This window comes from Leucobacter weissii, from assembly GCF_017565745.1.
Classification (GTDB): Bacteria; Actinomycetota; Actinomycetes; order Actinomycetales; family Microbacteriaceae; genus Leucobacter; species Leucobacter weissii.
The window spans coordinates 121703-145828 of record NZ_JAGDYM010000004.1 but is presented as its reverse complement, the minus strand read 5'-3'; the positions used below and the strand labels follow the sequence as shown (position 1 = coordinate 145828).

Below are 24126 nucleotides of genomic sequence, written 5' to 3'. Positions count from 1 at the left end.
TCAGCCGCGCTCCTCGAACCCGCGGTCCCCCATGAATCTCCGCACCGCGGAGCGCAGCTGATCGCCGTCGTACTGCTCCGGTGCCGCGCCGTCGAGCAGCACGTGATCGAGCGAGCGCACGATCCGCTCGGCGGCGCGCCCGTCGCCGTAGGGGTTGCGCGGCGCATCCTCGGGCGCCCCGGGCGCGCGGTCGAGGATCCGGACCGCCTCGGACACGATCCGGCCGGGATCGGTCCCGACGAGGGTGAGGGATCCGGCGAGCACCCCCTCCTGCCGCTCGGTGGTCTCACGGGTGACGAGCACCGGCACCCCGACCGCCGGCGCCTCCTCCTGCAGGCCGCCGGAGTCGGTGATGATCAGGGCCGAGGCGGCGATGAGGTGCACGAACTCGAAGTAGTCCCGCGGCTCCACCAGCCGCACGTTGCCCTGCCCCGTGAGCGCCGCCCGCATCGGGCGCCTCGCGACGGGATTGGGGTGCAGCGGCACGACGAACTGCGATTCCGGGTAGCGCTCGCTCAGCCGCCGCACCGCCTCGGCGATGCCGTCGATCCCCGCGCCCCAGTTCTCCCTCCGGTGGGCGGTGACGAGCACGATGCGCCGTCCCGGGCCGGGTTCGAAGCCCTCGAGGCATTCGAGCCCCTCCCCGTAGCCCGACGGCTGCCCGATCGCCCAGTGCAGCATGTCGATGGCCGTGTTGCCCGTCACCACGATCCGGTCGAAGTCGATGCCCTCCCGCACGAGATTCGTCTTGTTCCTCGTCGTCGGCGCGAAGTGCAGGGCGGCGACGCGCGAGATCAGCTGCCGGTTCCCCTCCTCGGGGAACGGCTCGAGGAGGTTGGAGGTGCGCAGCCCGGCCTCGACGTGCACGACCGGGATCTGCAGATTGAAGGCGGCGAGCGCCGCGGCCGCTGCGGAGCTGGTGTCGCCGTGCACGAGGCAGGCGAGGGCGCCCTTCGGCCGCCGCGTCCCGTCGGCGCTGAGGTCGGCGGGCACCGCGTTCTCCCGCCAGATCCGGTCGATGCCGGTGATGACGCGCGCCACCATCTCGTTCAGCGAGGGGGCGAGGCCGTCGCGGTGCTCGCCCGCCCGCAGGTTCGCGTCGAGCCGCAGGTGCGAGCGCTGGATGAGCTGTTCGAGCATCGCCGCGTGCTGCCCCGTGCTGACGACGACCGGGCGGAATCTGCCGGACTCCTGGAGTGCGCGGATCACGGGGATCATCTTGATCGCCTCGGGGCGGGTGCCGATGACCACGAGCACGCGGCGCGGCTCCTCGCGCTCGGCGCTCCCGACGGCGCGCTCGGCCCGAGGTGTTCCCGTGTTCTGCTGCGTCATCTCGATCCCTCACTCCCGCCCGAACGGCCCGACCCGCTCGACGCGCACCACCGGCTCCCCCGACGCCTCGGAGGCCGCCAGCTCGACGGCTCCCTCGATGGCCCAGTCCCGGTCCCCCTCCGGATCGTCCAGCACCTGGCGGAAGCGCCACTCCGCCGCACCGGCTCCCGAGCCCGCCGCGGAACGGTCGATCTCGAGCAGCGCCGCAGAGCGGGCCTCGGGCCCCGTGCCGATCGCGTCGTACTCGGCGAAGTAGGCGTCCAGCGCCTCGCGCCAGCGCTCCGCTCCGAAGCCGTGCGCGCCGTCGAGCTCGGCGAGCTCGTCGAGGTGCTCGAACGCCGCCGCCCGCACCCGCCGGAACACGGCGTTGCGGACCATCACGGTGAAGGCCCGCTCGTTGACGAGCACCGAACGGGTCGGCGGCGCGAGATCGGCACCGGGATCCGAGGGCGCGGCATCGTCAGCGTCGACGATCAGCCGCTCCGGATGCGCGAGCGCCGCCCACTCGTCGAGGAGGCTCGAATCGACCTGGCGCACGAGCTCTCCGAGCCACTCGATCAGCTCTTCGAGTTCCGGGGTCTTCGCCTGCTCCGGCACGGTGCGCGAGATCGCGCGATAGGCGTCGCTGAGATAGCGCAGCACCGTCCCCTCGGCGCGACCGAGCTGATAGAACGACACCAGGTCGCGGAAGCCGAAGGCGCGCTCCACCATGTCGCGCACCACCGACTTCGGCCTCAGCTCGAAGTCCCGCGCCCACGGCACCTCGCGCAGGTAGGCCTCGAACGCCTCGCCCAGCAGCTCGGCGAGGGGCTGCGGGTGCGTGACCTCCTCGAGCAGTTCCATGCGCTCGTCGTACTCGATGCCCTCCGCCTTCATGGCGGCGATCGCCTCGCCGCGCGCCCGGTGCTCCTGCGCCCGCAGGAGGGAGCGCGGATCCTCGAGCGTCGCCTCGATCACCGAGATCACGTCGAGGGCGTAGCTCTCGGATTCCGGGTCGAAGAGCTCGATCGCGGCGAGCGCGAAGGGCGAGAGCGGCTGGTTGAGGGCGAAGTCATGCTGCAGCTCGACCGTGAGGCGCAGAATGGGATCGGGGCTCGCCGCGCCGCCCTCGCCATCGTCGACGATCACGCCGTCGTCGCTCCACACGCCCCCTGACCAGCGACCCCCGCCCCAGTCGTCCTCGCTGCGGTCGGGATCGACGATCTCGACGACGCCGCCGTCGCGCAGCGTGCGGAAGATCGCGAGCGCCGTGCGGGCGTGGGCGAACTGGGCCGCCGGCGGCTCATGGCTGTCGAAGATCAGCGCGCGCATGACCCGCAGCACCTCGCTCGCCCGCTGGCCGGCCGCGGCGCTCCGCCCGGCGACGCCCGTCGGATCGGGAGACGAGCGCCCGATCACTCCCAGGACCATCGCGTGGGTGATGCGCATGCGGCTCACGAGCGGCTCGGGCTCGGCGACGGTGAGCCGCTCGAGCGTCTGCTCGTTCCAGCCGACGAAGCCCTGCGGCGGAGCCTTCTTCCTGACCGGCTTGGCCTTCTTGCCACCGGCGCGCCCCGACTCCGCTCGCGCCGCCGCCTTCGCGGCCGCGCGCGCGTTCTCCACCTCGTGCTCGGGCGCCAGCGCGATCACGTCGCCCTCGGTGTCGTAGCCGGCGCGCCCCGCCCGACCCGCGATCTGGTGGAACTCGCGGGCCGACAGCCGCCGCATCCGCTCCCCGTCGAACTTGGCGAGGGCGGTGATCACGACGGTGCGGATCGGCACGTTGATGCCCACGCCCAGCGTGTCGGTGCCGCAGATCGCGCGCAGCAGCCCGCGCTGCGCGAGCTGCTCGACGAGCAGCCGGTAGCGGGGCAGCATGCCGGCGTGGTGCACGCCGATCCCCGAGCGGACGAGCCGCGACAGGGTCGTGCCGAAGCCGGTGCTGAAGCGGAACGCGCCGATCGCCTCCGCGATCTCGTCGCGCCGGGCGCGATCCACCAGCTTGATGCTCGCGAGCGCCTGCGCCTGCTCGACGGCGTGCGACTGGTTGAAGTGCACCAGGTAGGCGGGGGTGCCGCCCTCGGCCAGCAGCAGCTCCACGACCTCGTGCACGGCGCGCACCTCGTAGGCGAAATGCAGCGGCACGGGGCGCTGCGCGCCGGTCACCAGCTCCGTGCCCCGGCCGGTGCGGCGCGAGAGGTCGGCCGCGAGCTCGCTCACGTCGCCGAGCGTCGCCGACATGAGCAGGAACTGCGCGTCCGGCATGAGCAGCAGGGGCACCTGCCACGCCCAGCCCCGGTCCGGCTCGGCGTAGAAGTGGAACTCGTCCATCACCACCTGGGTGATGCCGCCCGCCGCGGCGTCGCGCAGCGCGAGATTGGCGAGGATCTCGGCCGTGCAGCAGATGATCGGCGCGTCGGAGTTGATCGAGGAGTCGCCCGTGATCATGCCGACCCGCTCCGCACCGAACGCCGCGACCAGCTCGAAGAACTTCTCGCTGACCAGCGCCTTGATGGGCGCGGTGTAGACGGTCCGCCTTCCTTCGGCGAGCGCGAAGAAGTGCGCGCCCAGCGCCACGAGCGACTTCCCGGATCCCGTGGGCGTGGCGAGGATCACGTTCGAGCCGAGGGCGAGGCCGAGCAGGGCCTCCTCCTGCGCCGGGTAGAGGCTGAGCCCGCGATCCTCCGCGGCCCACTGCTCGAAGCGCGCGAAGAGCTCATCGGGCTCGGAGGATCCGCCGGCAGCGCCCGCCGCGTCGAGTACGTGCGCCAGGCTCATACCCCCAGCCTACCCGCGAGCAGCCCCGTGACGCCCGAGTGCCGTCCCCCTCGACAAGCCCAGGGGGCGGGGGCCAGCACTGGAGGCGCGACCGGATCGCTACACGGCGACGAAGAGATCGACGTTCGACAGCAGGATCCGCGTGCCGAGATCGCGGTTCCAGCTCACCTCGATGCCGTGCCGTTCGAGCACGGGGAACACCTCGTCGACCATCAGCCCCGTGACGATCCGCTCGTAGCGCTCGTCCTGCTGCTCCTCGTTCAGCGCGTTCCACTCGTCCTCCGGGAGATGCGCGTCGAGGAAGGCCCCGTAGCCGACGTAGGTGCTGCGATCCTCCGGGATCCGCTCGGCGTCCTGGGTGTGGTAGTAGAGGTAGCCCCGCCAGACCCGCGAGTCGTCCCGCTCGTCCCAGATCTCCGCGGAGCCGCAGGTGCCGCAGCAGGTGAAGTCCTCGCGCCCGAGCACGCCGATCTCCGCGAGTTCGGCGAAGGCACGGGAGAGGCGCGACTCCGGCGGTCCGCCCAGCTCGTCCTGCTGCCGTCGGCGCAACTCGATCGCGGAGGCGAAGAACGCGAGCGCGCGCTCCTCGGCCACCCCGGCCTCGGCCAGCTCGTCCTCGAAGAGGGCGACGAACTCGGCCGGGTCGTTCTCGCCCTTCAGGATCAGCGACCAGGCGGAATCGCGGAGGATCTCCCGGTCCTCGTCCTCCAGGCCCCACGATGCGGGGATCTCGTAGCTCTCCGGCGCGGCGTACCAGTCTGTGCTCATGCCCCAATGCTCCCATCCGGGCGAGTCCCCGGGCAAGCACGGCGCGCCCGGCCGTCGGCGGTAGAATCTGCCGTATGGCGAACCCCCTCCTCTTCCAGCCGTACCGCCTCCGCGGGCTCGAGATCCGCAACCGCCTCTGGGCGGCGCCGATGTGCCAGTACTCGGCCGTCGCCGAGAGCGGCCCCGGGGAAGGCGTGCCCGGGGACTGGCACGTGCAGCATCTCGGCGGGCTCGGTCGGGGCGGGGCCGGGCTGGTGATGGTCGAGGCGACCGCGGTGGTGCCCGAGGGCCGGATCAGCCCGGGCTGCCTCGGACTCTACAGCGACGAGCAGGAAGCCGCCTTCGCGCGGATCGTGCCGCTCGTGCGGGCGCACGGGGCTCGGATCGGGATCCAGTTGGCGCACGCGGGCCGGAAGGCGTCGACCTACCGCTCACTGCCGGGCGAGCCCGAGGGCTCGGTGCCGGAGGGAGCGGGCGGCTGGCAGACGGTGGCGCCCTCCGCCGAGCCGTTCGACGGCCTCGCGACCCCGCGCGAGCTCTCCGTCGCCGGGATCGAGGGCGTGGTCGAGGCCTTCGTCGCCGCGGCCGAGCGCGCGGTGCGGATCGGCTTCGACGCGGTCGAGGTGCACGCCGCGCACGGCTACCTGCTGCACGAGTTCCTCTCGCCCCTGAGCAACCGGCGCACGGACGGGTACGGTGGCACCCCCGAGAACCGGGCGCGTCTCACCCGCGAGGTGGTGCGCGGGATCCGCGCGGCGCATCCCGAGCTGCCGATCATCGTGCGCATCTCCGGCGACGAGTGGGTCGAGGGAGGGTTCGACCGGGACGCCGCGGTGCAGCTGACGGGCTGGCTGGCCGAGGACGGCGCCGATCTGATCGACTGCTCGTCCGCCGGCAACACCGGGCGCGCGCCCATCCCGGTCGGCCCCTCGTACCAGGTGCCGATCGCGGCGCGGGTCCGCGAGGCCGGGCTGCCGGTCGGCGCCGTCGGGCTGATCACTCAGCCGGAGCAGGCCGAGGGGATCCTCGCCTCCGGGCAGGCCGACGTGATCTCGCTGGCGCGTCCGCTGCTCGCCGACCCGCACCTGCCGATCGCCTGGGCGCACCGGCTGCGGGCAGAGAACGCGGCTTCACTCGTGCCGCCGCAGTACGCCCGAGCCCGCTTCTGAGCCCGGCCCCGCTTCCTCCTCGCGCACGCGCCGCTGCGCCCGACGCGTGAGCACGAATCCCCCGCGCCCCCGTCACGGTGGTGCATCCGCCCACGCGCCGCTCGAGGATCCGAGCTCGGAGAGCACCGTCTCGCCGCCCGCCGCTACCCTGGACACATGGACATCGAAGAGCTGTCGCTGATCGGCATCGCCGCGCTGATCGCGGTCGTCGCGGTCGCGATGCTCGCCAGCCGCATCAACGTCGCCGCGCCCCTGATCCTCGTCGTGCTCGGCATCGGCATCGGCTACATCCCCGGCGTCCCGCTGATCTCGATCGATCCCGAGATCATCCTGCTCGGGGTGCTGCCGCCGCTGCTCTACGCGGCCGCGGTGAACGTGCCCGTGCTCGATCTGCGGCGCGACCTCGGACCCATCTCCGCGCTCTCGGTGGTGCTCGTCATCATCTCGGCCATCGCGATCGGCGCTCTGCTCCACCTGGTCGTGCCCGCCATCCCCTTCGCCGCGGCCGTGGCGCTCGGAGCCGTCGTCGCCCCCACCGACGCCGTCGCCGCGACCTCGATCGGCAAGCGGGTCGGCATGCCGCCGCGCCTCGTCACCATTCTCGAGGGCGAGAGCCTGGTGAACGACGCCACGTCCCTCGTGCTCCTGCGCACCGCGATCGCGGCCGTGGCCGGGGGCTTCGTGTTCTGGGAGGCGGCGGCGACCTTCGCCTTCGCCGTGGTCGTCGCCATCATCATCGGCCTCCTCGTCGGCGCGATCACCGTGTGGGTGCGATCGAAGCTCAGCAACCCGATCCACGACACCGTCGTCTCGTTCACCGTGCCCTTCATCGCCTTCGTGCCGACCGAGTACCTCGGCGCCTCGGGCGTGCTCGCCGTGGTCGTCACCGGGCTCTACTCCGGGCACCACGCGCCGCACAAGTTCAGCGCGACCGCACGCGTGAACGAGCGTCTGAACTGGCGCACGGCGCAGTTCCTGCTCGAGAACGGCGTGTTCCTGCTGATGGGGCTCGAGCTGCACAAGCTGGTCGACGACGTCGCCCGCAGCGACGTCCACCTGAGCCGGACGCTGCTGCTCGCCCTCGGCGTCGTGGTCGTGCTGATCCTGCTGCGCATGGCGTTCATGTGGCCGGTGACCTGGGCCCTGGCGCGGGCGCTCCCCCGCGCCGAGGCCCGGGCCGCGGGCATGCGTCGGCTCGCGAAGCGGGTGGAGGCCCATCCGCGCTCCAGCGCGCCGACCGACACGCAGGCGATGCGACTGCGGCGCTTCGACCGCATGGTGCGCCGCACCGCTGCCGATGCCGCGCACGCGAGGGATCAGGGGCTCGACTGGCGAGGGGCGACCATCCTCGGCTGGAGCGGCATGCGCGGCGTGGTCACCCTGGCCGCGGCGCAGTCGATCCCCACCTCCGTTCCCTACCGCTCGCAACTGGTGCTCATCGCCTTCCTCGTGGCCGTCGCCACGCTGCTGCTCCACGGCCTCACCCTCCCGGGCATGATCCGCAAACTGCGGCCGTCGGGCCCCTCGGCGGGGGATCGCTCCCAGGAGCTGACGGCGCTCGCCTCCGACCTCGCCGAGGCGGGCGAGTCGGCCCTCGACGCAGCGATCGAGCACGACCGGGAGCTGGCCGAGGCGGATCCGGCGCACCCCGTCCCCTCCGAGACGGTGATCGATCGCGCGCGCTCGAACGTGCGCGGCTCGGTGGCGTCCATGGCGTTCGCGCTGCCGCAGTCCCCCGACGCCGAGCGCACGCCGGCCGAGGACGAGGCCCGCGCGCAGCTGCGCCTCGCCCGCATCGTCCTCGATGCGCAGCGTGCGACGCTGCTCGAGGAACGAGCGGTCGGGCAGTACAGCAGCGAGGCCTTGCGCGCGGCCGAGGCCGCGCTCGACGCGCACGAGCTGCGGCTCACGCCGCCGTCGAAGCATTGAGCGTCGGATCCCGGCGGCGAGGCGGCGATGTCTGCGGACCGTAGTCGAATGCGAACGCCCGAGCGGGTCGGCCGCCGCAGCGCGCAGCTGCTGCTCGGGCTGTTCCTCTACGGGATCGGCATCGCGCTCATCGTGCGCGGCACGCTCGGCGCCTCGCCCTGGGATGTGCTCACGCTCGGGATCATCGGGCACGTCCCGCTGAGCTTCGGCACGACCACCGTGCTCGTCAGCATCGTCGTCCTCCTGTGCTGGATCCCGCTGCGCGAGCGCCCCGGCATCGGCACGGTGTGCAACGCGGTGCTGGTCGGGCCGGCCGCGGACGCCGGGCTGCTCCTGATCCCGGAGGCGGAGCCGCTCTGGCTGAGGATCCTCGCGCTCGCCGCCGGCATCGTGACGGTCGGCGCGGCGACGGGCCTCTACATCGGGGCTCGTCTCGGACCCGGACCGCGGGACGGGCTCATGACGGGGCTGCACCGGGTCACCGGGCTGCCCATCTGGATCACCCGGACGGGGCTCGAGGTGACCGTCGTGACGCTCGGCTGGCTGCTCGGCGGGAACGTCGGCTTCGGCACCGTCGCGTTCGCTCTCGCGATCGGACCGCTCTGCCAGGTCTTCCTGCGCATCTTCAACATCCCGCTCGCGCGCGACGCGCCGGACGGCGGGACCGGCTCGGGCGACGACTGAGCTAGGGCACGTTGAATAGGTCCGAACGCGCTGCGGTGCACCCGTGACGCACGCTCGCAGCGTTGTCGTCAGTCGACGGCGCGGCAGAGCGTTGCTCTGCCCTGGGCGCCTGCACCGAGGGCCGCATGCGGCCCTCGGCACGTGGGCGCGCAACGCGATGCGTTGCTTCGAGCGCCCGGTGCGAGCCTTCCGGCATCGCCTCGCTTCTCCGCCTTGCGAGCGCACGCCCCGGGCACATCCTCGCCAGCGCACGGACCTATTCAACGCACCCGAGCGGCCGCCGAGCGATCAGCCCCTGAGATGGACGGGGTTCTGGTGATGGCTGAAGACGATGCTCGTGCGCGTCGACGACACCGCCGGATGGGCGGAGAGGTGGTCCGTCACGAAATCGCGGATGTGGTCCGAGTCGCGCGCGGCGAGGTGGATGATGAAATCCTCGACGCCGCCCAGGAAGAAGAGCTGCAGCACCTCGGGCAGCTCTCGCAGCTCATCGCTGAATTCGCTGAGGCGCTGACGCGCTCCGGCCCGGAGCGACACGCTCACCAGCACCTGGAGGTTCATGCCGATGACGCCCGGATCCACACGGGCGGTGAAGCCCGTGATCACCCGGCGCGCCACCAGCCCGCGCACCCGGGCCACGCAGGTCGAGGCGGCGATGCCGACGCGCTCGGCGAGCTCCGCGTTGGTGATCCTGCCGTTCCGCTGGAGCTCCTCCACGATCAGACGGTCGACCTCGTCGAGCACGGGCTCGACTCGCAGATTCTTCGACGGTTCCATGTCTTCCCGAGCCCCTTCGGTCAATGCACCGAGATATCCCCGATTGCTTCGAAGAATATTCTATACACCACCGTTACCGGCGAATATAGTGCAGAATCGGAACCGTATTCGAGTGGTCGGCTCGTTCGGCTCCGCGCAGCGAAGCGCAGGATGTACCCCGGACCGCTCGCAGTCAGCCAAGCGAACACGAGGGAGCAGAATCATGCGTGTCGGTATCCCCACCGAGATCAAGAACAACGAGAACCGCGTCGCCATCACCCAGGCCGGGGTCTTCGAGCTGAAGCGCCGCGGGCACGAGGTGCTCGTCCAGGCGGGAGCCGGCCTCGGCTCCGCCATCACCGATGCGGACTACGTCGCCGCCGGCGCCACCATCGCCCCCACCGCAGACGAGGTCTGGGCGTCCGCCGACCTGATCCTCAAGGTCAAGGAGCCGATCGCCGCCGAGTACGACAAGCTCCGCAAGGGCCAGGTGCTCTTCACCTATCTGCACCTCGCCGCCGACAAGACCCTCACCGAGGCCGTGCTCGCCTCCGGCACCACCGCGATCGCCTACGAGACGGTGCAGCTGCCGAGCCGTGCGCTGCCGCTGCTCGCCCCGATGAGCGAGGTGGCCGGCCGGCTCTCGGTGCAGGTCGGCGCCTACAGCCTGATGAAGGCGAACGGCGGCCGCGGCGTGCTGCTCGGCGGCGTCACCGCGACCCGGCGCGGCAAGGTCGTGGTGATCGGCGGCGGCGCCGCGGGCGAGCAGGCCGCGCGCATCGCCTACGGCATGGGCGCCGAGGTCACCGTGATCGACATCGCGATCCCGCGCCTCAAGCAGTTGGAGGACGAGTTCAACGGCCGCATCCAGACCCGCACCTCGAACGCGCTCAACATCACCGAGGCGCTGAAGGACGCCGATCTCGTGATCGGCTCGGTGCTGATCCCGGGCGAGAAGGCGCCGAAGCTCGTCACCGACGAGATGGTCGCCCAGATGAAGGCCGGCTCCGTGCTGGTGGACATCGCGATCGACCAGGGCGGCTGCTTCGAGAACTCCCGCCCGACCACGCACGACGATCCCACGTTCCCCGTGCACAACTCGATCTACTACTGCGTCGCCAACATGCCGGGCGCCGTGCCCGAGACCTCGACGGCGGCGCTCACCAACGCGACGCTGCCCTACATCGTGGCGCTGGCCGACAAGGGGTGGCGCGCGGCGCTGTCCGCCGACGAGTCGCTGGCGAAGGGCCTGAACGCTCACGAGGGGGCGGTGACCAACCACGGCGTGCACGAGGCCTTCACCGATCTCGCCTACACGCCCTACGGCGAGGTGCTGGCCTCGGCGTAGCCCCGAACCCGACCCCCAACCCCCGGACCCGGACCGGGACCCGCCCCCGGGACCCGCGAGAATGGCGCTCCGCCACGAGGAGCACCCTCCGCACCAGACGCGAAACGCCATTCTCGTCGCGGAGGATGCCTCTCGCTCGGGGCCACCCGTCCGGGTCGAGCACGTCTCGGACCTCCGCGCAGCGCGATACGCTGGAGGCCATGAGCCTGAAGTTCACCTTCGGCGGGGCGTCGCCCGAGCCGCACGATCATTCGGATCGCGGCGCGGACGGCGCTCCGTCCGGCATCCCGCTCCCCTTCGTCGGCGCCTCGGGCGGGCCTCCGGTCTCGACCTCGAGCACGCTCGAACTGCGGGTGACCCGCGAGGGCGGCGAACTCGTCTGCGTCGCGCTGTCGGGTGACGGCGTGGACTATGCTCGCGCGTCGAAGCGACTCCGGGTTCCCGGCCCGTCGGGGCTCGCGGCCGCCGCACGCTCGGTCATCGCTCGTGCCGGCGCCGAACTGCCGGAGCCGCTGCTCGGCGCGGTCACCGCGATCGTGCTGTCCCTCGACGGCGCGGAGAGCGCCGTGCTGGCGGAGCTCAATCTCTCCATCGACAGAGCGGGAAGCCCCCCGGCCACCGTCGATCACGCGCTCCAATCCCGCACCGGAATCGCCGCGGGCACACCGATCCGCTTCGACTGATCGTGCGGCGACGCGCCCGCGTCGCTCGCGAGTGGGTTCATGTTTCACGAGTGGAACCGGATTCGACCGCCCAAACCGATCCCACTCGCGCAAGCCGGCCTCACTCGTTCGGCGCGGCGACGCGCCCGCGCGACCGCGACCTGTGGTCGCGCGGGGCCGCCTCAGCGCGCCTGGAAGCGGAGGATCCGGTCGAGCGCCTCGGCGACGGCCGGCTCCCCCGCGGCGTAGGAGAGGCGGACGGCGCGCTCGCCGGCGAGCGGGTCGAAGTCGACGCCCGGTACCACCGCGACGTCGGCGCCCTCGAGCAGGGCACGGGCGTAGGCGGTCGCGCTGCCGAAGCGCGCGAGCTGCGGGCCGAGTTCGCTGTAGTAGTAGAAGGCGCCGTCGCTCGGCGCCGCGGCGCCCCAGTCGAGTTCCGGGGCCGCGTCGAGGATCAGCGCCCGGGCCCGGGCGAAGCCCGCGACCACGGCGTCGCGTTCCGCGTAGCTCTCGTCGGTGAAGGCGCGGAGCGCGAGCTCCTGCGCGGGCGCGGGCGGCGAGAGCGCGAAGTTCGAGGCCAGCGCCTCCAGCGGGGCCACGAGGCTCTCGGGGAGCACCGTCCAGCCGAGTCGCCATCCCGTCATCCCCCAGTACTTCGAGAAGGAGTTGATCGCGATCGACTCGGAGCCGAGCTCGACCGCCGTCACACCGCGGGGGTCCGGGTCGTCGGTCCGGGGGAAGGTGATGCCGTGGTAGATCTCGTCGCTGATCAGGCGCACCCCCCGCGTCCGCGCCCACTCGACGAGCGCGGTCAGCTCCGCACGGCCGAGCATGGTGCCGGTGGGATTCGCCGGCGAGGCGACGACGAGTCCGGCGAACTCCCCGTGATCGGTGATCGCCGCGTCGAGCAGCTCCGGGGTCGGCTGGTATCGGGTCTCCGGGCCGGTGGGGATCTCGACCACGCGCACGCCGAGCGCGGTGAGGATGTTCCGGTAGGCGGGGTACCCGGGGCTGGCGAGGGCGACCCGGTCGCCGGGGTCGAAGGCGGCGAGGAACACCAGCTGGAACGCGCCGGACGACCCGGTCGTGACGGCGACCCTCGCGGGATCGACGTCGACGCCGTACCAGTCCCGGTAGTGGCCGGCGATCGCCTCGCGCAGCGGCGAGGTGCCGAGCGGACCCGTGTAGCCCGCGGGCTTCAGCGTGCCGGGTGCGGGGCGCGCGCTCGGCTCCCCTGCGCACAGCGAGACGACGTCGTGGCCGGCGAGACGGCGGCGGGCGATCTCGTCGGTGATCCGCATGACCTCGAAGGCCGGGATGCGCGAGCGCCGCGATGCGGTCGGCGGTTGCCGTTCGCTGGGAGTCATGCTCCTACGCTACCCCCTTCTGGCATTTCCACCCGGCGGGCGGAGCCCCGCGCTTCTGGCTGAGGTTGCGGTTCTGGAGGAGCCTTCGCTGCCGGAGGATCAGCCCGAACTGCAATCTCAGCCAGATCAGGCGCGCGCACGGGGGCAGAGCACCCCGAAGCGGCACGCAGGCGCGCACCGGATCGCGCGGTCGACCGATCAGGGGCGAACCGCGCGCTCGAGGAGGCGCAGATAACCCGCGAGCGCGGCCAGCCCCTCGGCGGAGCCCGGCAGCCCGTCGCCGAGGTGCGGTGACGAGACGAGATGCGCCGACCACTGGGCCCGGCTGATCGCGACGTTCAGGCGGTTGCGCAGGAGGAGGAACTCGAGCCCGCGCGGTACGTCGGCGGGGCTCGACGCCGCGAGGGTGACGATGGCGACCGCCGCTTCCTGGCCCTGGAACTTGTCGACGGTGCCGACGCGGACGTCGCCGAGCCCCGCGACGGCGCACGCCTCGGCGACGCACTCGACCTGAGCGTTGTAGGCGGCCACCACGATCAGATCGGCCGGGGTGAGCGACCGCTCGGCGCGGCCGGGTTCGCGCAGCCGGCCGCGCAGCACCTCCCGGGCGATCCGCACCGCTCCGGCGGCCTCCTCCGGCGAGCTCGTGGCGTTGCCCGCGTGGTCGACCGGGTGCCAGACGAGACCGGCCGGCCCGGCTCCGCTGACTTCCCGCAGAGCTGCGTCGGGGTGGGCGCGCAGGCGCCCCTCGTAGGCCAGGTCGGAGACCACATCCGCGAGTTCCGGCCGCATGCGGCGCGTTTCGGCCAGGAAGTAGCCCGATCCCTCGGGTATGGTCCCCCGGCCGCCCAGCAGCCAGCCGAGCGCGGAGGTGTCGACGGGTTCCGGATGCACCCCCTGAGAAACCTGCGGCAACTGCTGCGGGTCGCCGAGCAGCAGCAGGCGCTCGGCAGAGACGGAGGCGGCGATCGTCGGCGCGAGCGAGAACTGCCCCGCCTCGTCGATCACCAGCAGGTCGAGGCTGCGACGAGCCACACGCGACGCGTTGCTGAAATCCCAGGCGGTGCCGCCCACCACGGCACCCCGACCGGCCGCGGCGGCCGCTCGCAGGAAGGCGTCGTGCCCGTTCCTCGGGAGGACCGTGTAGGCAGGCCGGAGGCCGCCCTCCTCGATCCGCCCGCCCTGCGGCACCTTGCCCACGAGACTCGGATCGAGACCGGCGCGCACGGCGCCCTCGAGCACGTTCTCGACCACCCGATGCGATTGAGCCACGACCCCGATCCGCCAGCCGTCGCGCTCGACGAGGGTGCGGATCACCCGGGCCGCGAGGTAGGTCTTGCCCGTTCCCGGCGGGCCCTGCACGGCGAGAGCCGAGCGGTCGAGCCGCCGCAGACTGTCCACGACGGCGCCCGTGACGCCCGAGTCGTCGCCCGCGAAGGCGCTGCGGGCCTCCGGCGAGCCGGGAGCGACGAGCGCCGCTCCCCCGCGCAACCGCGGCGGCACCCGCCGCATCAGATCGACCACCGGGTCCGCGAGGAAGTATCCGCTGTCGAGAGAGGCGGCCAGGGTCGCGCCCCACTCCTCGATGGCCGGCTTCTGGGCGCCGGGCGGAGGCGGCGGTCCCGGAGTCAGCGCCACGGGCAGCTCCCGGTAGGCGACCGCTTCCGCCGCCCGCGTCTCCTCCACCGTGACCCCGTCGGGGTGCCGCTCGACGATGCTCGCGAGACGGGCGCCACGAGCACCGGGACCGCCGCCCGCCTGGGCGAAGGGCGCGGGGAAGTCGTAGAGCAGGTATCCCTCGCTCCCGGGCTTCGGCGAGCTGCCGGGCGCGAACTGCCCGCGCAGCCGCAGCCTCCGTCGGTGCTTCCGCTGCCGGCCTTCCGGCTCTCGCCAATCGCTCTCCACGGCGCTGGCTGCGGTGTCGACGACCAGCACGTCCCGGGTGTCCGCCCACTCCTCGATCGGATCGACGAGCCGTGCGAAGTGCGCCCACCAGAACGATTTCTGCTCCCTCTGGTAGTAGTCGATCGCGCTGCCCGCGAGGGCCGCCGCGCGGCGGTCTGCAGGATCCTCGGCCAGTGCCGCGTACCGCGTCAGCTCGGCGGCGAGCGAGCTCAGCTCGAGTTCGGGACCGTCTCCGTCCTCCTCGGCTCGGACCGGGTCGAACGGCGGCACATCGTGCTCGGCGGCCAGGCGCAGCAGCCAGTCCCGCAGGCGCAGCGTCGAGACGCAGTCGTAGCGGTTGTAGTCGGCGATCGCGTCGAGCCGGCGCTGCCCCTCCGCGCGCTCGACCGCATCCGACGATCTCACGAGTGCGCTCGCCTCCGCGTACTCCGTGATCGACTGCCCCGCGCTGGTCACCCCGTCCTCGTCGCGCAGTTCGTCACCCATGTAGAGGGGCTCCAGTTTCTTGATCGAGTAGGAGCGGGATCCGACGCGCAGGGCGCGCCGCACGATCGGGTAGAGGTCGACGAGCACGTGCTCGCGCAGCAACCGGTCGACCTCGGCCTCGCCGACGCCGTGGCGGGCCGCGATCGAGAGCAGATGCGTGCGCTCGTAGGAGGCGTAGTGGTAGATGCGCAGGCCGGGGTACCGTCTCCGCCGCTCGGCGACCAGCGCCAGGAACTCTTCGAGTGCCCGGCGCTCCGCCCGGAGGTCGTGCGCCCACAGCGGGGTGAATCGCTCGTGCGCGTCGATCGTTCCGAAGAGGTAGTCGAGACCCCAGCGCGCGCGCTCGCCGGCTCCCGGTTCGCGGTAGAGCGGGTCGCCCTCGAAGTCGAAGAACAGGTCGCCGGGGTTCGGAGGCGGCAGCGCAGCGAGGGCGGCCGGTTCGGCGACCCGGAACGGCGGGGGCTCGGCCTCCACCGCCTCGATCTGCAACGCGGCCTGCTCGGCCAGGCGCTGCAGCACGGCCCGCCCGACGCCGTCCACGCTCACCGCGCCGGAGATGATGGCGGGCAGCGCGGCCGCGACGCCGTCGATGGTGTCGAACCCCGCGCCGATCAGCCGATCCCGCTGCGCCATCCGCACGCCGGCGATGAGCAGAGGATCCCGAGCCGACGCGACCTCCGGGCCGCACACCTCGCAACGCCCGCAGGCGACCACATCGTCCGCGCGCCAGCTCACGGCCGCGGCGCTCTCGCGACGACCATCGGCCCCGACCGCCCGCACGCGCCGCAGCAGGATCTCGTGCAGCCGCACCCGCCGCGCGCGGAACACCGGAGCGATGTCGTCCAGACGATGGCGGCTGCGCGCCCCGTCGCCGAGGATCAGCACCGCCTCGGGAGAGACGGGAACGCCCAACCGCTCCAACTGCTCGGCATATGCCGCCAGCTGCATGAGCGCCGTGACCTTGGCGCGGCGGGCGAGCTTGGTGTCCTGAACCTCGTAGGACCCGTCCGCGGTGCGGGCGAGGAAGTCCGCGTAGCCGACGAAGCCGATCGCCGGATCCGCGGGAACGCGCTGCACCCCCACCTGAAGATTCCGCGTGAAGAACGTCGCCTGGAACACGATGTCCGCCCCGCCCATGAGCGCGGCCACCGTCGCCTCCTGGGCCGCCAGCAGCGCGGCCGGGTCGCGCGAATCGGCCCGCTCGATCTCGATCACGCCGCCGGCGGCGCCGATCCCGCCCTCGCCGAACTCGGCGCGATACGCCGCGAGCACCCGATCCTCGTGGGCGTCGCCCATCCGCGCGGCCCGCGCGAGCATCGGGTCGTCGTCGGGCGGCACCTCGACCTCACGCCCCAGTCTCGCATCCACCCGGCGCAGGAAGGCGAACTCGCAGGAGCTCGCGGCAGTGAGATCGCTCGCGCTCGTGACGAGGCGCAGCCCTTCGCCCTCCCGCTGCACGAACATCAGCGATCCCCCTTCCTAGCCGGTTCCGGTCGCTGCTCACACACTACGGTGCACCGCCGACATCCGGGGCGCTCGCGACCCCGCCCGCTCGACCCCTCGTCTCCCGCACCGCGCCGGCGCGGCCGGCGGAGGGCCGAGAGACGCGGCCTACAGTCTCGCGAGCGCCTCGATGTCCTGGAGGAACGCCTCCACCTCGGCCGCCGACACCGTCGCCCGGGTCGCGGCGAGAGCCTCGAGGTAGTCGACCGTCGCGAGCTCCGCCCGGGCCGCCGGCGCCGTCTCGGCGCGCAGCTCCCGGGCGAGTCCCTCCTGGGAAGCGCGCCGCGCCGCGTACTCGATATCGGCGGGGGTGAGGCCCTCACTGCGTTCGACGAGCATCGGGACGTCGATCGCGGAGATGATCTCGGGAGGCACGTAGCGCCGCCAGATGGCATCCCGCGCCTCTCGGTCGGGCAGACCGATCGGCAGCACGTAGTCGAACCGTCCGTGCCGCAGGAAGGCCGCGTCGAGGGCGCGCACGAAGTTCGTCGCGCAGATGAGCAGCAGCCCCTCGCGCGCGCGGAAGTCGGCGACGATCTTCAAGAGCTCGTTCGTGACGCCCTGCGTCGGAGAGGGCGGATCGCCCCGGCGCTGAGAGGCGATCTCCTCGACCTCGTCGATGAACACCACGGCGTGCTCGAGTTGATCGATCCGTTCGAAGATCCCGCGCAGCGACGCCGCCATCCCCGTGCCGCCGTCGCCCAGCCGCGAGGGGAACACCTCGACGAACGGCCAGTCGAGGCGCGAGGCGACGGCCTTCGCGAAGGTGGTCTTGCCGGTGCCGGGGGGACCGAAGAGCATCACGGCGCGCGGCGGAACCACGCCGTAGCGGTCGGCCAGATCCGGCTGCGCGAGCGGAGCGACCAGTCGCTCCTCGAGGAGTTGCTTCTCGTGGTGCATGCCCGCCACCTGATCCCAGAGATGCCGAGGGAGGATCCGCCCGCCGACGTCCTTCAGCAGATCGAGCTCGCGCCGCTGCACCGGCAGCCGCCGTTCGAGGTAGCGCAGGCGGTGGCGGAGGCGGAAGCCGTTGGAGGTGAGCAGATCGATGCGGCCGTCCTCGGGCATGAGCACCGAGAGCGTGGAGATCCCGAGCGGCAGCATCCGCCGTTCGAGCGCGTCGAGCAGCACGGCCGACACGTTCTCGGAGCGGGAGTGCTCCGCCACGCCGAAGAACACGATCCACCCCTGGGCGTGCGCCGCGCGCCCCACCGCGGCGGCGACCACGCGGTCGTCCTGCACCGCGACGACCGCGTGGTCCTCGCGGCAGGAGGCCGTCACCTCGGCGAGCGAGTAGACCGGCGGCTCGGCCGAGGAGGCGGCCTCCCACCAGAGCCCCACGACCGCGTCGAGGTCGTCATCGTGAAACTCACGGATGTGCACGCGTCCCATGGAGGCATCCTCGCAGATCGGAACGGATTCTGACAGCCGCTCTGCGGAACATCCGCTAGACTTCAGAGCACGGGCCCGATCCGAGGGCCCCATCGTCGCTGACATTCCTCACGAGCCCCAGGGCGCGCGTGTTTTCTCCGCGGCGAACGGATGCGCGGTCCCGCGCACTCGCCGATCCGGCAGCGATGCACGATTCCCGGGAGCCGAAGGCCCCGGCCGTCGCTCTGCGCCGCCATCACCACGAAAGGTCACCGTGACCACTCCCTCATTCGCCGATCTCGGCGTGCCCGCTCCGCTCGCGCACGCACTCGAGAAGAACGGCAAGACCTCCCCCTTCCCGATCCAGCGCGACACGCTCCCCGACACCCTCACGGGCCGCGACGTGCTCGGCCGCGGGCGCACCGGCAGCGGCAAGACCATCGCCTTCGCGATCCCGCTCGTCGCGCGCCTCGCCGGCGACGTCGAGGCCAAGCGCAGGCCGAACCGCCCGCGCGGCATCGTGCTCGCCCCCACCCGCGAGCTGGTCACCCAGATCGCCGAGACCGTGAAGATGCTGGCCGATCCCGTCGGCGTGCGCGTCACCACGATCTTCGGCGGCGTGCCGCAGCGTCGGCAGGAGGCCGTGCTCGAGCGCGGCGTCGACATCGTGGTCGCGGCCCCCGGGCGCCTCGACGACCTGATGCGCCAGCGGCTCATCAGCCTCGACGGCGTCGAGATCACCGTGCTCGACGAGGCGGATCACATGGCCGACATGGGCTTCCTGCCCGTCGTCACGCGCATCCTGAACGCCACGCCGAAGCAGGGCCAGCGGCTGCTCTTCAGCGCGACCCTCGACAACGGGGTCGACAACGTCGTGAAGAAGTATCTGCACGACCCGATCCTGCACTCGGTCGACAGCGCCGAGTCGCCGGTGCCGCAGCTGACCCACCACGTCTTCGAAGTGGCGGGCACGGAGCAGAAGAACGCGCTGATCGAGGCGCTCGCGAGCGGCTCCGAGCGGCGGATCCTCTTCACGCGCATGAAGCACCAGGCCAAGAAGCTCGCGAAGCAGCTCACGGCGCGCGGCATCCCGGCCGTGGAGCTGCAGGGCAACCTGTCGCAGAATGCACGCGACCGCAACCTCGCCGAGTTCGTGAGCGGCGAGGCGAAGGTGCTCGTGGCGACCGACGTCGCCGCGCGCGGCGTGCACGTCGACGGCGTCGACCTGGTCGTGCACGTCGATCCGCCGGTCGAGCACAAGGCGTATCTGCACCGCTCCGGGCGCACCGCGCGGGCCGGCAACGAGGGAGACGTCGTGACCGTCGTGCTGCCCGAGCAGCGCGGCGAGATGCGGCAGCTGCTGCGCGCCGCGAAGATCCGGGTGACGCCGCGACCCGTGACCACGGGCGACCCCGAGGTCGTCGAGCTGATCGGCGAGGTCGCGCCCCGCGTCGACGCGCGCGAGACCGAACGCCGCCGGGCGGCCGCCCAGACCGCGCAGCAGCGGGCCGCGGGCCACTCCGCGCCGGGCGAGGGCCGCTCCACGGGGGCCAACGCCAAGCGCAAGCGCTCGCGCGGCGGCCGGGGTCGCGGAGCGGCGGGCTCCGGCGCGCAGGGACAGGGCTCCTCCCAGGCGCCGCGGACGGGATCGGGCCAGTCCGGGCAGCGCCAGGGCCAGCCGGCGCGTCAGTCGCAGAACCAGGGGCAGCAGGGCCAGAGGAGCCAGCAGCACCAGAACTCCCAGGGTCAGGGCACGGGCGGCCAGCGCCGCGGTGCCGAAGGCGGCCAGCGCCGCAGCGGCCGTCGTGCCCAGAGCTCGGGAGGCGCGGTCTACTCGACCGGCTACCGCGACTGAGGCGCCTTCCCGCGCGGAGAGCCTCGGGCGGAAGGACGAACCGACGGAACGACGATAGACTCGCCGCATGCGCCGAGCGTTGACCGCGAGCGAACTGCGGCGGCTGCGGCTGGCTGCGCAGGGACTCCCCGCAGACGCTCGGGGCGAGGGATCCGGCGCCGAGCGCGCGGCCGCGACGGCTCGTCGCATGCTCGCCCTGCAGGGGCAGGACTGGCGCTCGTCGCGTTGGGCCCTCGGCGTGCGCACCCCCGGCATCGAGGTCGAGCACGTGCACGCCGCCTTCGACGCGGGCACGCTCGTCCGATCCTGGCCGATGCGGGGCACGGTGCACGTGGTCGCCGCGGAGGACATCGGCTGGCTGCAGACCGCCACCAATCACCGCGTGCTCAAGGACGCCCCCAGGCGGCGCGAGTTCCTCGGACTGGACGACGCGGTTCTGGAACAGCTCGTGGAGGTGTCGGTCGCCGCGCTGCGGGGCGGGGCCGCACTCGACCGCGACGAGCTCGCCGCCACGTGGACGGAGGCGGGGATCGAGTGGAAGAGCAACTGGCGCTATCACCTCGTCTGGTGGCTCTGCCAGAACGGGCTCGCGGTGTTCGGCCCGGTGTCGGGAGGCGACGAACCGAGACTGGTCTCCGCAGAGGAGTGGATCACCGCTCCCCGGCGGCTCGGCGGCGACGAGGCGCTGGCCGAACTCGCCGTCCGCTACGCCTCGCCTCGCGGGGCGGTGTCCGTGAAGGATCTCGCCTGGTGGTCGGGGATGACCGTGGGAGAGTCCCGGCGAGCGGTCTCGCTCGCCTCGGACGCCGGACGGCTCGTCCCGATCCCGGTGGAAGACGCCGGGGAACTCTGGGCGGCTCCGGGCGCGCTCGACCGGATTCCCGGCCCGAGCGGCGCGGGCACGGGAGCCGGATCCGGCGCCGAGGCCGCCGACTGGCTGCTGCTCCCCGCCTTCGACGAGCACCTGCTCGGCTATCAGGATCGATCCGCGCAGCTCGAGCCGGGGCATTTCGCCCGCATCGTGCCCGGCCGCAACGGCGTGTTCCTCGCCACCGTCGTGCGCGACGGGCGCGTCGTCGGCACCTGGAAGCGCGGCGCGAAGCAGGGCGAGGGGATCGTCGCGACCGCGCTGCCGGGCGAGTCGCTGGACGCGGGGGTGGAACGGCTCGCCGAGCGAGCGGCCGAATGGGGGGCCTTCCAGGGCCTCGACCGCATCGCGTTCGCCGTGACCGCGCCCTGAGCGCGGGGACGCAGGGGCGGATCCCCCCGAGCCCGGCGGCTCCGGTTCGCGGGAACGGCCGCGGACACGGCAGAATAGAGTCAGCACCCCGGGAGCCGCCGGCACCCGCCCGTAGCGAGGAGACCACGTGAAGACCATCGCCCGCATCGCCACCGCCGCCGCCGCGCTCGTCTCGGTGTTCGTCGCCGCAGTGCTCACGACCAGCCCGGCGCTCGCCGCGGAGGAGGGCGTGGAGAAGTTCAACCCGGCCGATCAGTTCTCGACGGCCGGCGAGCCGCTGCAGGTGGGCGCCATCATCATCTGCGGCATCGTGCTGCTGGCGATCGTGCTGATCCTCGCCCAGCTCATCGGCAACCTCTTCGAGAAGAACTGAGCCGTCATGACCGCCGCGGCGCAACTCGCGGATCTCGAGCTCGATTCCCTCCGCCTGGAGGTCGCCGAGGGTCTGCTCACCGTCTCCGTGCACCGGCCCGAGGTGCTGAACGCGCTCTCGCCTCTCGTGATAGCCGAGTTGCGCGAGGTGTTCTCCCTGCTCCGCGGTCGGATCGGCCGGAGCGGCGACGGGGCTGCCGACGATGCTCCGGACTGGTCGATCCGAGGCGTGATCCTGACCGGTTCGGGCGAACGCTCGTTCGTCGCCGGCGCCGACATCTCGGTGATGCGCGACCAGAGCCGGGACGAGGCCGCGGCCTACGCCGCCGACGCCCAGGAGCTGACCGCATGGATCGAGACGCTCCCGGTGCCCGTGGTGGCGGCCGTCAACGGCTTCGCGCTGGGCGGCGGCTGCGAGCTCGCCATGGCCTGCGACTACATCCTCGCCTCGGAGAGCGCCAGTTTCGGCCAGCCCGAGGTCGCTCTGGGGCTGATCCCCGGTTTCGGCGGCTGCGTGCGACTGCAGCAGTACGTCGGCATCGCCGCGGCCCGGGAGCTCATCCTCACCGGCCGCCGGATCGACGCCCAGGAGGCCCGCGAGCTCGGCCTGGCGCTCAGAGTGCTGCCCGACGCCGCCGCGCTGCTCGACGCGGCCCGTGAATCGCTGCGGGCGTCCGCCGCCCAGTCCCCCACCGCGGTCGCCGCGGCCAAGCGCACCGTGCGCGCCGCGCAGGCGCTGCCCACCGACCGCGGCCTCGAGATCGAACGGCAGGCCTTCGCCGACCGCTTCGGCACTCCCGACATGCTCGAGGGCACCGCGGCGTTCGTGGAGAAGCGCCGCCCGAGCTTCCCCGGAGCCTGACACCCCGCAGCGCTCGCGCGACGAGACTCGGGAAACGGGAACGCAGAGGTTCGCCATCGGCCAGACGGGACCGTCGTTCGCGTCCCCGATTCCCTTCCCCGCTGCGCCCGGCTACCCGGCCTGCGAGGCCGTGACCGGGTCGCGCACCACGCGGAAGCTCGTGAGCCGAGGATCGGCGGCGCCGCGGACGAAGCCGGTCGGCGAGGCGGCGACCGCCTGCAGGAACGAGACGGTCTCCTCCGTGATCTCCTCGCCCGGGATCAGGTTCGGAATGCCGGGAGGATAGGCGGCCAGCGTGTCGGAGGAGAGGCGTCCGATCGCCTCCTCCGCGGAGACGAGTTCGCTCTCGCCAAAGAACGCGGCCCTCGGCAGCATGCGCAGGGTGCCCGGATCGGGAAGCCTGGGGAACTCGGTCTGCCGCGCGATCTCCTGCGGGGCGGACCCGGGGTCGCCGGTCCCCTGCGCGGCGCGCAGCCGATCGGCCTCGTCGGCGACCGCGCCGAGCGCGTCCATCAGCCGATCCAGGTCGGGCGAGGAGAGCGCCCCGATGACCGCGACGACGCTCGTGGCCGTGGACATCTCGAAGAACACGCGGTGCTCGGAGATGAGCCGGTCGCGCACCCAGTGCCCGCTCTGCCCCAAGCCCGACACGTCGATGGGCACCCGCAACGGGTCGGTCGCCACGATATCCGGGTAGGCGCCGAAACCGTCGCTGATGACGGCGAAGCGGTCGTCGGCCCGCAACCGCTCCCGGAACTCGGCGGCGAGGCGGATCGCGTGCCCGATCTTCGCCTCGCCGGTGACGAGCGCGCGGCGCGCGGCGTCGAGCGATCCCATCAGAACCGAGCTCGCAGAGGTCGAGGCGGTCAGGGTGTAGGCGCGCTTGATGAGCGGCTCGAGGCGCTCGGCGAACGGTCCGTCGCCCAGTTGCAGCATCGCCGACTGCGTGAGCGAGCCGGCGAGCTTGTGCGTGCTGGAGATCACCAGGTCCGCGCCGAGACGAGCGGGTGATTCGGGAAGTTCCGGGTGGAAGCCGAAGTGCGCACCCCAGGCCCCGTCGACGATCAGCACGGCGTCGTGCGCGTGCGCCACTCGGGACAGTCCGGCCACGTCGGCCGTCGAGCCGAAGTAGCTGGGCGAGACGACGTAGACGCTGTCCACCGGCCGGCCGGCGTCGCGTTCCTGCGCGAGCGCCGCCTCCAGCGCCTCGGGGGTCAGCCCGTGGGCGATGCCGTGCCGCTGGTCGACGTTGGGCGAGACGAACGCGGGGATGAGCCCGGCCAGCAGCACGCCGTCCGTGAAGCTGGAGTGCGAACTGCGCTGCATGAGGACCCGCTCGCCGATGCCGCGAACCGCGAGGGCCGCGGTGCGGTTGCCCTGCGACGCCCCGTTGGTGAGCCACCACACCCGGCGCGCGCCCCAGGCCTGCGCGGCGAGCGCCAGCGACTCGTTCAGGGGCGAGTCGTCGCCCAGGTCGATCCCCTCGAGCATCAGCGGCACGTCGTAGCGGACGACGCGGTCGCCGTACACCTCCGAGAGATGGTCGCCGCCTCGATCCGAGGTGCCGCTGTGCCCCGGCACCATGACCTGCAGCGGCTGCGACTCCGCCAGCCGCTGCACCGCGCTCAGATACGGGGTCTCGGTCTGCGCGTCGGCGCCGGAGGGGCTTCCGGCCACGCCTCCGGCGCGGCTCGCATGCCCGCGCAGTCCGGATACGCGCGGGCCCGGGTGCTCAGGCAGCTTCACAGTTTCGTACATGG

Annotated in this window: 17 protein-coding genes; 9 read left to right on the top strand and 8 right to left on the bottom strand. The window is 72.5% G+C overall.

All coding sequences use genetic code 11. The features are described 5' to 3' along the window. From wecB to J4H92_RS02835, 3 genes are all read right to left on the bottom strand, one after another. The gene (wecB, locus tag J4H92_RS02845; protein WP_208095695.1) at nucleotides 1-1332 is read right to left on the bottom strand and encodes a non-hydrolyzing UDP-N-acetylglucosamine 2-epimerase; all 1332 of its coding nucleotides are present in this window, start codon (nucleotides 1330-1332) and stop codon (nucleotides 1-3) included. Between the two features lie 9 nt (nucleotides 1333-1341). After that, the gene (locus J4H92_RS02840; RefSeq protein ID WP_208095694.1) at nucleotides 1342-4089 is read right to left on the bottom strand and encodes a DEAD/DEAH box helicase; all 2748 of its coding nucleotides are present in this window, start codon (nucleotides 4087-4089) and stop codon (nucleotides 1342-1344) included. A gap of 99 nt (nucleotides 4090-4188) precedes the next feature. Further along, nucleotides 4189-4857: a DUF6891 domain-containing protein gene (locus J4H92_RS02835; protein ID WP_208095693.1), complete on the bottom strand. Its 669-nt coding sequence runs from the start codon at nucleotides 4855-4857 to the stop codon at nucleotides 4189-4191. A 74-nt stretch (nucleotides 4858-4931) separates the two neighbouring features. On the opposite strand from J4H92_RS02835, the gene J4H92_RS02830 reads away from it, so the two are divergent. The 3 genes from J4H92_RS02830 to yczE all read left to right on the top strand — a co-directional run bounded on the left by J4H92_RS02830 (nucleotide 4932) and on the right by yczE (nucleotide 8639). After that, complete coding sequence (locus J4H92_RS02830) at nucleotides 4932-6026, top strand: NADH:flavin oxidoreductase/NADH oxidase (protein ID WP_208095691.1); 1095 nt, start codon at nucleotides 4932-4934, stop codon at nucleotides 6024-6026. A gap of 156 nt (nucleotides 6027-6182) precedes the next feature. Then, a complete protein-coding gene (locus tag J4H92_RS02825; RefSeq protein ID WP_208095688.1) occupies nucleotides 6183-7955 on the top strand; it encodes a cation:proton antiporter in 1773 nt (590 codons plus the stop codon). A gap of 48 nt (nucleotides 7956-8003) precedes the next feature. After that, on the top strand, nucleotides 8004-8639 hold the full coding sequence (gene yczE, locus J4H92_RS02820) for a membrane protein YczE (protein WP_208095687.1): 636 nt from the start codon (nucleotides 8004-8006) through the stop codon (nucleotides 8637-8639). 288 nt (nucleotides 8640-8927) lie between these two features. Here yczE and J4H92_RS02815 read toward each other — a convergent pair whose 3' ends face one another. After that, nucleotides 8928-9416 carry an Lrp/AsnC family transcriptional regulator gene (locus J4H92_RS02815; RefSeq protein WP_208095685.1) on the bottom strand — a complete coding sequence of 163 codons (489 nt, stop codon included), beginning with the start codon at nucleotides 9414-9416 and terminating at the stop codon, nucleotides 8928-8930. A 202-nt stretch (nucleotides 9417-9618) separates the two neighbouring features. Between J4H92_RS02815 and ald the strand changes: the two genes are divergently transcribed. Further along, entirely contained in the window at nucleotides 9619-10743 is a 1125-nt protein-coding gene (gene ald, locus J4H92_RS02810; RefSeq protein WP_208095683.1) for an alanine dehydrogenase, read from the top strand. 200 nt (nucleotides 10744-10943) lie between these two features. Then, nucleotides 10944-11426, top strand: coding sequence for a hypothetical protein (locus J4H92_RS02805; protein ID WP_208095682.1), 483 nt, complete (start codon nucleotides 10944-10946; stop codon nucleotides 11424-11426). Nucleotides 11427-11587: 161 nt separating this feature from the next. On the opposite strand, the gene J4H92_RS02800 is transcribed toward J4H92_RS02805, so the two are convergent. The 3 genes from J4H92_RS02800 to J4H92_RS02790 all read right to left on the bottom strand — a co-directional run bounded on the left by J4H92_RS02800 (nucleotide 11588) and on the right by J4H92_RS02790 (nucleotide 18058). Then, entirely contained in the window at nucleotides 11588-12772 is a 1185-nt protein-coding gene (locus tag J4H92_RS02800; RefSeq protein ID WP_208095680.1) for a pyridoxal phosphate-dependent aminotransferase, read from the bottom strand. Between the two features lie 198 nt (nucleotides 12773-12970). Next, on the bottom strand, nucleotides 12971-16627 hold the full coding sequence (locus J4H92_RS02795; protein WP_208095678.1) for a TM0106 family RecB-like putative nuclease: 3657 nt from the start codon (nucleotides 16625-16627) through the stop codon (nucleotides 12971-12973). 147 nt (nucleotides 16628-16774) lie between these two features. Next, nucleotides 16775-18058 (bottom strand): ATP-binding protein, encoded by a 1284-nt coding sequence (locus tag J4H92_RS02790; RefSeq protein ID WP_208095676.1) that lies wholly within the window; start codon nucleotides 18056-18058, stop codon nucleotides 16775-16777. A gap of 253 nt (nucleotides 18059-18311) precedes the next feature. Between J4H92_RS02790 and J4H92_RS02785 the strand changes: the two genes are divergently transcribed. From J4H92_RS02785 to J4H92_RS02770, 4 genes are all read left to right on the top strand, one after another. Then, a complete protein-coding gene (locus tag J4H92_RS02785) occupies nucleotides 18312-19892 on the top strand; it encodes a DEAD/DEAH box helicase (RefSeq protein WP_208095674.1) in 1581 nt (526 codons plus the stop codon). A 67-nt stretch (nucleotides 19893-19959) separates the two neighbouring features. After that, nucleotides 19960-21132 carry a winged helix DNA-binding domain-containing protein gene (locus J4H92_RS02780; RefSeq protein ID WP_208095673.1) on the top strand — a complete coding sequence of 391 codons (1173 nt, stop codon included), beginning with the start codon at nucleotides 19960-19962 and terminating at the stop codon, nucleotides 21130-21132. A gap of 127 nt (nucleotides 21133-21259) precedes the next feature. Continuing rightward, nucleotides 21260-21505, top strand: a complete 246-nt coding sequence (locus J4H92_RS02775) for a hypothetical protein (protein ID WP_208095671.1) — start codon at nucleotides 21260-21262, stop codon at nucleotides 21503-21505. 6 nt (nucleotides 21506-21511) lie between these two features. Beyond that, a complete protein-coding gene (locus J4H92_RS02770) occupies nucleotides 21512-22366 on the top strand; it encodes an enoyl-CoA hydratase/isomerase family protein (RefSeq protein WP_208095669.1) in 855 nt (284 codons plus the stop codon). Nucleotides 22367-22477: 111 nt separating this feature from the next. Here J4H92_RS02770 and J4H92_RS02765 read toward each other — a convergent pair whose 3' ends face one another. Beyond that, on the bottom strand, nucleotides 22478-24124 hold the full coding sequence (locus tag J4H92_RS02765; RefSeq protein WP_208095668.1) for an aminotransferase class I/II-fold pyridoxal phosphate-dependent enzyme: 1647 nt from the start codon (nucleotides 24122-24124) through the stop codon (nucleotides 22478-22480). Nucleotides 24125-24126 lie beyond the last annotated feature (2 nt).